Source organism: Mycolicibacterium pyrenivorans (genome assembly GCF_025821625.1).
Lineage (GTDB): Bacteria > Actinomycetota > Actinomycetes > Mycobacteriales > Mycobacteriaceae > Mycobacterium > Mycobacterium pyrenivorans.
In genome coordinates this window covers 42,716-50,321 of sequence record NZ_JACKSH010000295.1, presented here as the reverse complement: position 1 = coordinate 50,321, position 7,606 = coordinate 42,716, and the positions used below count along the sequence as shown (strand labels likewise).

The 7,606-nt window shown below is 64.3% G+C and carries 8 protein-coding genes; 3 read left to right on the top strand and 5 right to left on the bottom strand.

The annotated features are described in order from the left end of the window. The first annotated feature begins 121 nt into the window (after positions 1-121). On the top strand, positions 122-1,525 hold the full coding sequence (locus H7I57_RS32555; protein WP_013470146.1) for an IS1380 family transposase: 1,404 nt from the start codon (positions 122-124) through the stop codon (positions 1,523-1,525). Between the two features lie 450 nt (positions 1,526-1,975). Beyond that, positions 1,976-2,302: a metal-sensitive transcriptional regulator gene (locus H7I57_RS32550; RefSeq protein WP_013470201.1), complete on the top strand. Its 327-nt coding sequence runs from the start codon at positions 1,976-1,978 to the stop codon at positions 2,300-2,302. 14 nt (positions 2,303-2,316) lie between these two features. Here H7I57_RS32550 and H7I57_RS32545 read toward each other — a convergent pair whose 3' ends face one another. Continuing rightward, positions 2,317-2,724 carry a four-helix bundle copper-binding protein gene (locus H7I57_RS32545; protein WP_013470200.1) on the bottom strand — a complete coding sequence of 136 codons (408 nt, stop codon included), beginning with the start codon at positions 2,722-2,724 and terminating at the stop codon, positions 2,317-2,319. 410 nt (positions 2,725-3,134) lie between these two features. Between H7I57_RS32545 and H7I57_RS32540 the strand changes: the two genes are divergently transcribed. Next, a complete protein-coding gene (locus tag H7I57_RS32540; RefSeq protein WP_060937726.1) occupies positions 3,135-3,338 on the top strand; it encodes a hypothetical protein in 204 nt (67 codons plus the stop codon). Positions 3,339-3,427: 89 nt separating this feature from the next. Here H7I57_RS32540 and H7I57_RS32535 read toward each other — a convergent pair whose 3' ends face one another. The 4 genes from H7I57_RS32535 to H7I57_RS32520 form a co-directional block, all read right to left on the bottom strand. Continuing rightward, positions 3,428-3,883 carry a rhodanese-like domain-containing protein gene (locus H7I57_RS32535; RefSeq protein WP_013470199.1) on the bottom strand — a complete coding sequence of 152 codons (456 nt, stop codon included), beginning with the start codon at positions 3,881-3,883 and terminating at the stop codon, positions 3,428-3,430. 532 nt (positions 3,884-4,415) lie between these two features. Beyond that, the gene (locus H7I57_RS32530) at positions 4,416-4,715 is read right to left on the bottom strand and encodes a hypothetical protein (RefSeq protein WP_013470198.1); all 300 of its coding nucleotides are present in this window, start codon (positions 4,713-4,715) and stop codon (positions 4,416-4,418) included. Between the two features lie 425 nt (positions 4,716-5,140). After that, a complete protein-coding gene (locus tag H7I57_RS32525; protein ID WP_013470197.1) occupies positions 5,141-6,400 on the bottom strand; it encodes an MFS transporter in 1,260 nt (419 codons plus the stop codon). Beyond that, the gene (locus H7I57_RS32520; RefSeq protein WP_013470196.1) at positions 6,400-7,509 is read right to left on the bottom strand and encodes a PLP-dependent cysteine synthase family protein; all 1,110 of its coding nucleotides are present in this window, start codon (positions 7,507-7,509) and stop codon (positions 6,400-6,402) included. The genes H7I57_RS32525 and H7I57_RS32520 overlap by 1 nt, the downstream gene beginning before the upstream one ends. Positions 7,510-7,606: the final 97 nt, after the last annotated feature.

The window sequence follows — 7,606 nt, the reverse complement described above, 5'->3', positions numbered from 1 at the left end:
AGCCTCGATCCACCGATAAATTGGTTGGTCGTGGGGTGTCGGAATGAGGAAAGTGCCCCTTGAGCTGGGAGGATTGGTGTTCTCTACGCATCAATCAGGCCAGTTCAGAAAGGCACTTCCGGTGAAAGTGTCCCATAGGTTCGCCGCTGGGTCGGCGGTCTTTGATGATGAGCATCTCGTGTCGTGCGCGGGGCTGGTGCCGGTGATGACACTGGCCACCCAGACCGGGCTGCCGAAACTGTTGGCTGACAAGATTTCCATCCCGGCACCCAAGGTCAGATCTGGCTCGGCCAATCCGGCACCGAAGCTGACCACGGTGATCGCCGGGATGTGCGCTGGCGCTGACAGCATCGATGACCTCGATGTGGTGCGCTCTGGTGGGATGAAGAGCCTCTTCGGCGGCGTGTACGCACCGTCGACGATTGGAACATTGTTGCGGGAGTTCACTTTCGGACATGCCCGCCAACTGGAGTCAGTCCTGCGTCATCATCTGGCCGCGCTGTGTGAACGGGTGGACCTGCTGCCCGGCGCGGACACCCAAGCGTTCATCGACATTGACTCGTTGCTGCGTCCGGTTTTCGGTCACGCCAAGCAAGGTGCCTCCTACGGTCACACCAAGATCGCCGGCAAGCAGGTCCTGCGCAAAGGGCTCTCGCCGTTGGCCACCACGATCAGCACCCCCGGGTCGGCACCGGTGATCGCCGGGATGCGACTGCGTGCCGGCAAGACCGGCTCCGGGAAAGGCGCGGGCCGGATGATCACCCAAGCCATCGCGACCGCCCGCGCTGCCGGCGTGACCGGGCAGATTCTGGTGCGTGGTGATTCGGCCTACGGCACCCGCGCCGTCGTGGGTGCCTGCCGAAGCCACGGCGCCCGCTTCTCGGTGGTCATGACTCGAAACTCGGCCGTTGATCGGGCCATCACCGCGATCGACGAGTCCGCCTGGACACCAGTGAAATATCCCGGTGCGGTGCGTGATCCCGACACCGGGGACTGGATCTCTGATGCCGAGGTCGCCGAAATCAGCTACACCGCCTTCGCGTCGACCAAAGACCGGTTCACCGCCCGCCTAGTGGTGCGCCGGGTCAAAGACGCCAGATTCCGCGACGCCCTGTTCCCCGTCTGGCGATATCACCCGTTCTTCACCAACACCGACCTTCCCACCGCCAAGGCCGACATCACCCACCGCCAACACGCGATCATCGAAACCGTGTTCGCCGACCTGATCGACGGCCCCCTGGCCCATATGCCGTCTGGGCGGTTCGGGGCGAACTCGGCGTGGGTGTTGTGCGCCGCGATCGCGCACAACCTGCTGCGCGCCGCCGGCGTGCTGGCCGGAGGCGCCCACGCGGTAGCCCGCGGCGCGACATTGCGCCGCAAGATCGTCACCGTCCCGGCCCGGCTGGCCCGGCCACAACGCCGACCGATCCTGCACCTACCAGCACATTGGCCTTGGGCAGATCACTGGCTCACGTTGTGGCGCAACACCATCGGCTACAGCCCACCAGCCACCGCAACCGTCTGACCACTCGCCGAACAGGCACTACCGGAGACCACAGGAAAAGCTGGACAGACCAGCGGATTCACGCTGCCCACCCACCGCAGCACAGCAAAATCAGTCTGACCGGACCTCAACAGGGTCGATCCACGGATTGAGGCTNAAGCTGGACAGACCAGCGGATTCACGCTGCCCACCCACCGCAGCACAGCAAAATCAGTCTGACCGGACCTCAACAGGGTCGATCCACGGATTGAGGCTAAGTTCGACGCCGACCCGGCGAACTACGCTGTTGCCTAACCCTTGATCGGCGATGGGTGGTGTGGCGCCCGGCGCAGATGCGCGCGGCGGGCATCACCCATCGCCGCATTTCGCGCGACAATATCTGTGCACTACATCGGAACAGGAATCCGCTGGGATACGCGTAGGCCTGCGGTCCCGGGTGTCAATCCCGGGTGCACCATCTGGGAGGAACAAATGCCCACATCAGCAACGAAACCCACACCCGCGCAGACGCCGCCGCGGCATGGCTACATGACGGACAAGGACCGCTACCTGGACCGTCTCAAGCGCATTGAAGGACAGGTGCGCGGAGTGCACCGGATGGTCGCAGACGAGCAGTACTGCATCGACATCCTCACCCAAGTCAGTGCGCTGACCCGGGCACTGCAAGCGGTCGCGCTCGGTCTGCTCGACGATCACCTCAAACACTGCGTACTAGACGCCGCGCACGCCGGGGGCGATGACGCCGACGCCAAGATCAAAGAGGCCACCGACGCCATCAATCGCCTGGTGCGCTCGTGAGTCGCGGGACGCGGTCAGCCCAGTGACGTCAGCAGCTGTCGGCAGGCTTGTTCACAACGCCGGCAGGACTCCGCGCAAATGCGGCAGTGCTCATGGTGGTCGGCGTGGCGGTCACACTCGTCCCCGCAGGAGCGACATGCCGTGGCACACGCTTCTAGCATCAAGCGGGTCAGGTTGGCGTCGTAACCGGTATGGCGGGACAGCACGTGCCCGGTCGCCGCGCACACATCGGCACAGTCGAGGTTGGTGCGCACACAGGTGGTGAGCTGCTGCACCGAGTCTTCACTGAGGCAGGCGTCGGCGCAGGCCGTACACGCTTGCGCGCACTCCAGACACGCCTCGATACAGGACGTCAACGCGGCGCGGTCGATACCATCCAGGTCTTGCGGATAAGTTTCAAGCATCTTGCTCGCGGTACTCATACCGTCCTCCATTTCCATGGCGCGTATCGCATGGGCTGACCGTGGCGTGGCCCACGGTCGACAGCCGCATACCCATCCCCCTATGGCCAAACCCCGTTTCGGTGATGGACAGGCGCCCCTGCAACGCACAACAGCTTCAGCGGCCCTCGCACCGAATGCTGTTGATATGAAGCGGCTTTCGAATCGAAAGTCAGCACGCCTGGCCAACTTCTTGACCGCGTTGGACCCTGTGGAGGGTCGCGACGAACGACGCTGCTGCCGCCGGGCCGTGTGCGCTAGCCACGCTGTGGTGGCACCGAGGAGTCGCGTCGAGCGTGAGGACGAATCGATTAGCATCTGTGTACCAGAACAGTAGATGTCGGTGCGGGCCGTCAACGCCGCGGTCCGCCGGTCCAGCCCAATGGAGGGACGTGGGAAGGCTTCAAGCCATCGACCGCCAACTCGAACTGCTCAGCGCGGTCAGCGCGTCCATTCGCAGGCTCGGTGGCCACCCCGACACCTCCTTGATCGATGAGCTTCTCGATGAACGCTGGGAATGCCAGTGGCAGCTAAGCGATGTGCCGGCCACGGTGAGAACGGACCACGGTGCTGCAGCCTTTCGTGACGCCGGTTGACCCATGTCTTTGGGGGCGTCGGCGCGACTCAGACTTCCTGTGACGACGAGGCGCGCAGGCGGGCGTCGGTTCGTCGAACCCGCAGATGGTCAGCGCCACACCAGGGTGCGGCCGCTTTGCTCCCAGGCCTGCATTCCGCCCGCTAACTCCACCACGTCGTGATACCCCAGGTTGGCCAGAGTTGAGGCGGCGATAGTGCTCATCCGTCCGGTACGGCAGTAGACCGCCAGCGCAGTGCTGCGAACGGTCGGCAACCTGTTGATCTGCGCCTCGATTTGGTCGAACGGAATGCTGAGATCCGTGCCTGCGATGTCGCCTTCGTAGGGCACGTGCACATTGATGGTGACCCGCTCGGGTGCGGCGATAGCCTCGGCGAATTGTTGCGGTCCGATTGAGCGCGGTGCGCGAGCCGCAGTATCGGTCTGTCCTACCGGCGGCGGTGTCGACGACGATGTCAGCGGTTCGGCGGGAGAACCGCAGCCAACCAGTGTCAGCACCGCACCGACGATGGCGACGTGGACACGGACGCTCGGGATCGACGACATCACCTCCACTATCGTACTAAGCCCGATAGTAGGTCGAAGCCTCGCCCCACCACGTCATCGTGACGACGCTGAACCGGGATCGCACTCTCCCATCCGCTGCCAGGACCGTCGTGGCCTGTACGCGGCACTGCTCAACGGATACCCTCAGGGGGTATTTCGTGGTGTGGAGAGGAGATAGGGATGAGCACAGATGTGAAGCCCAAGGCGGCGGGGCTGGTACGAGTTGCGCGGCATCCTATGGTTCGCGCGGTCGTCAAGTGCGCGGTGATGTGTGCACTTGGCGCCAACACCAGGCAACGGCGCGCCGTGAAGCACGACAACAAGTGCTGCCCATGAGGACCGGGCTCTGGGTGCCGTATCGCCGTCCGTCGATGGCGAGCGATCCTCCGCATCTGAATTGAACACTTCAGCGGCAAGTTCAGTGCGACGTGGATGCACAGTGGCGGCGGAGTCCGTCACCACCGTGCCGCCGGATCCCAGAAGCGGGGAGGGCGTGGCCCCCGATGATGAGACCACCCCCGCCCCGCCATGGTCAGCAGGACGCGTCGACGTAGACCGTCGTGTATAAAACGCGCTCAACAGTTTGGTCCCGCCGATTCTGGCGAAACTCGGTGACCTCGCGGCCCGGGCGCACCCCGCTGACCGTGCACTTCTCCAGCGGTGCTGTCCCCACCTTGTTGAGGATCACCTTGTAGCCGTTGGACTCCAGTCTGTTGACAGTGTCCTGTACGGAATCGGGCCCGGCCGGCGCTGCGGCGGCCGGTTGTGCGGCCGCGATCATGAATGTGGCGATACCAGACAGAGCAATAGTCGCCAGTGCGGTCATCTTCACGGTTGTTCTCCTTTCGCGTACTTCAACGCATATACGGCTGCGCTCAGTACGTAGCTAATCAGTAGCTACATCGAGAATACATGGTTGCGAACCCATGCCAAGACCCGCGCGCCACGATTCGGTAACGAGTTAACGTCATATGCGCCAAGGCTTTTCGAAGAGTCCACATAGCTGCTCGCAGTGGTGCCGTGGGCAGGGCAGCAGCAGGCCGTCACGACCGCTCAGCAAACGCCGCGGTTAGTCACCGGGGCCGCGGGGGTCCCCATGGGTCGGGCTGAATCCGACTGTGTTCCCGGTTCTGGCGGAACAGTTTGGAGTAAGGTGCGTTATCACATCGAATGGGCGGCCCTAGCTGGCGGCGACCCATTTCGGATTCCTATGTCGTGCTCACGCCGACGCACGCGCCGGCACCTGACCGCGATGCCTTATCGTCGCGCCGATGTAGCCAGTACTGGCTGGGGCGCGAGATGGCCACGGCGGTCAAGTCGATGCAACGCAAGTGCCGCCACCAACCCAACCAATGCCAGTCCGCCCCAGAGCAGTTCGTCTGCACCGGCGTCGCGCGCGGCCTGCAGGAGTGCACCGGTGGCCAGATTGCCGGCCAGAATGCCCACTCCCACTATGGTGTTGTAGAACCCGTAGTGTGTCGCGACGAGGCGGTTGCCCGCCAAGGACACCACCGTGTCCATCTCGAACGGGAAGACCGCTGCCGATCCGACCGCCAGCAGCCCTGCTGCCATCAGCAATGCCACGATGGCCGCAATGGCACCAAAGCGCCCGCCATGGGGAACCACCAGCAGCGGCACGAACGACGCAGACAGGATGAGCATGCCGATCATCAGCGATCGTCCGGCGCCCCAGCGGGCCGCGAACCATCGCGTGATTCGCAGCTGCCCGCCCACCGCGACGAGCCCGGAGACGACGAAGACCGCGGCAACCAGCAGTGATTCGTGTTGCGGTGCCAACGCTGCAGCATGTAGCGGCAGGGCCAAATAGACCTGGAAACTCAACACATAGGACCCGATCATCGCTGCGGCGAACCACAGGAATGATCGGTTGGCCACGACGATGCGCCAGTCATCGAGGATCGCCGTCTTCTCGGCGACGGGGCTGGCGCTATGTTGTGGCAAGGCGAACAGCTGCGCCACGGTGAGCACGGCGAACACTGCGGCCGCGACGGCAGCGGCGATGCGGAAGTCCACCACCATCAGGGCCAGCCCTGCCAGCGGGCCCGCCAGGATGCCCGCCTGATAGAACATGTTGAACATGGCGAACGCTTCGACTCTGCGCTCTTGCGAATCGGCCGCCAGGTAGGCGCGCACCGCCGGATTGAACAATGCTCCTGCGAAACCCGTTGCCGCCGAGGCGATCAGAACAGCGGGCAGCGAATGCGCGAATATTAAGAGCCCAAACCCCGCGGTGCGCAGCAGGCAGCCGGCCACGATGAGCGGCTTGTAGCCAAGCCGGTCGGCCAGCGTTCCGCCGATGATGAACATGCCCTGCTGGGAAAAGTTGCGCACACCCAGAACCAGACCGACCGCCCACGCCGCCAGTCCCAGCGGCCCCGCCAGATAGCCGGCCAGATAGGGCATCAGCATGTAGAACCCGAGATTGATGCCGAACTGGTTGACCATCAGCAGTCGGCTGGGCCAGCCGAAGCTGCCGAATTGTCTGACGACACCCATCACCGCACACTCCGCACCGGATCGACCACATGGAGGCACCGCGTCCAGGAGTGAACGACCTGATCGGTCGGATCGGTGATGACGGCCGGCTCTTCCGGTGGTTGTCCACCGACAAGGCCGTGCTGGCGGCAATAGTCGTCGTTGTAGACGGTGTCGAAGTAGCGTTGCGGGCCGTCGGGGAAGACGGCGGCGATGGCCGTATCCACCGGGTGAGTTCGGGCGACCCAGCCGGCGACCAGCGCGACTGCGCCCACACTCCACCCGCCACTGGCGTAGTGGGTTGCCGCCAGCGTGCGGCAGGCCCACACCGCCTCGGCCGGCGCCACCCAGTGCACCTCATCGAAGGCGTCGTAATCCACGTTGCGCGGATAGATGCTCGAGCCCAGTCCACGCATCAACCGAGTGGCCGCGGGCTGGCCGAAGATGGTCGACCCGACGGTGTCCACCCCGATCAACCGCAGATCAGGATTGAACTGCCGCAGCACTCGCGCCACTCCGGCGGAGTGCCCGCCGGTGCCCACTGAACACACCAGCACGTCGATCTCGCCGAGCTGGGCGTGCAACTCGAGGGCCAGGCCCTGGTAGGCCTCCACGTTGTCGGGGTTGTTGTACTGGTCGGGGTACCAGGAGTGCGGGTGGGCGGCCAGCAGTTCGGCGACGCGGTCGCGGCGGGCCTGCTGCCAGCCGCCCTGCGGATGAGGCTCGGTCACCACATCGATGTCGGCGCCGTAGGCCGACAGCATCCGGTGCATCATCGGCTCCATCCCCGGGTCGGCGACCAGGGTCACGGGGTGGCGGTACACGGTGCCGGCGAAGGCCAGCCCCAAACCTAGTGTGCCGCTGGTGGATTCCACGATGCGCGCACCTGGACGAAGGTCACCGCGGGCCGTTGCCTGCTCCACCATGTGCATGGCTGGCCGATCTTTCATGCCGCCGGGATTGAATCCCTCCAGCTTGGCCCAGAAGCCGCGCTGATCGTCACTGAACGGTGAGGATATCCGCAGCACAGGAGTGTTTCCCACCATCGTGGCTAGCCGGTGATTTCGGCCGAGCCCGCGGTGGCGCGAGAAGTGAAGATCGCTGGAATGGATGGACAGAACATCAGTCATATGAGTTATCGCTTCTGCATCGAAGCCGCGACTTGGACTTGGGTGCGCGGCAGCTGACAATGGGCAGCGGTTACCGACCGGCCGTGCCCGTCTGAGC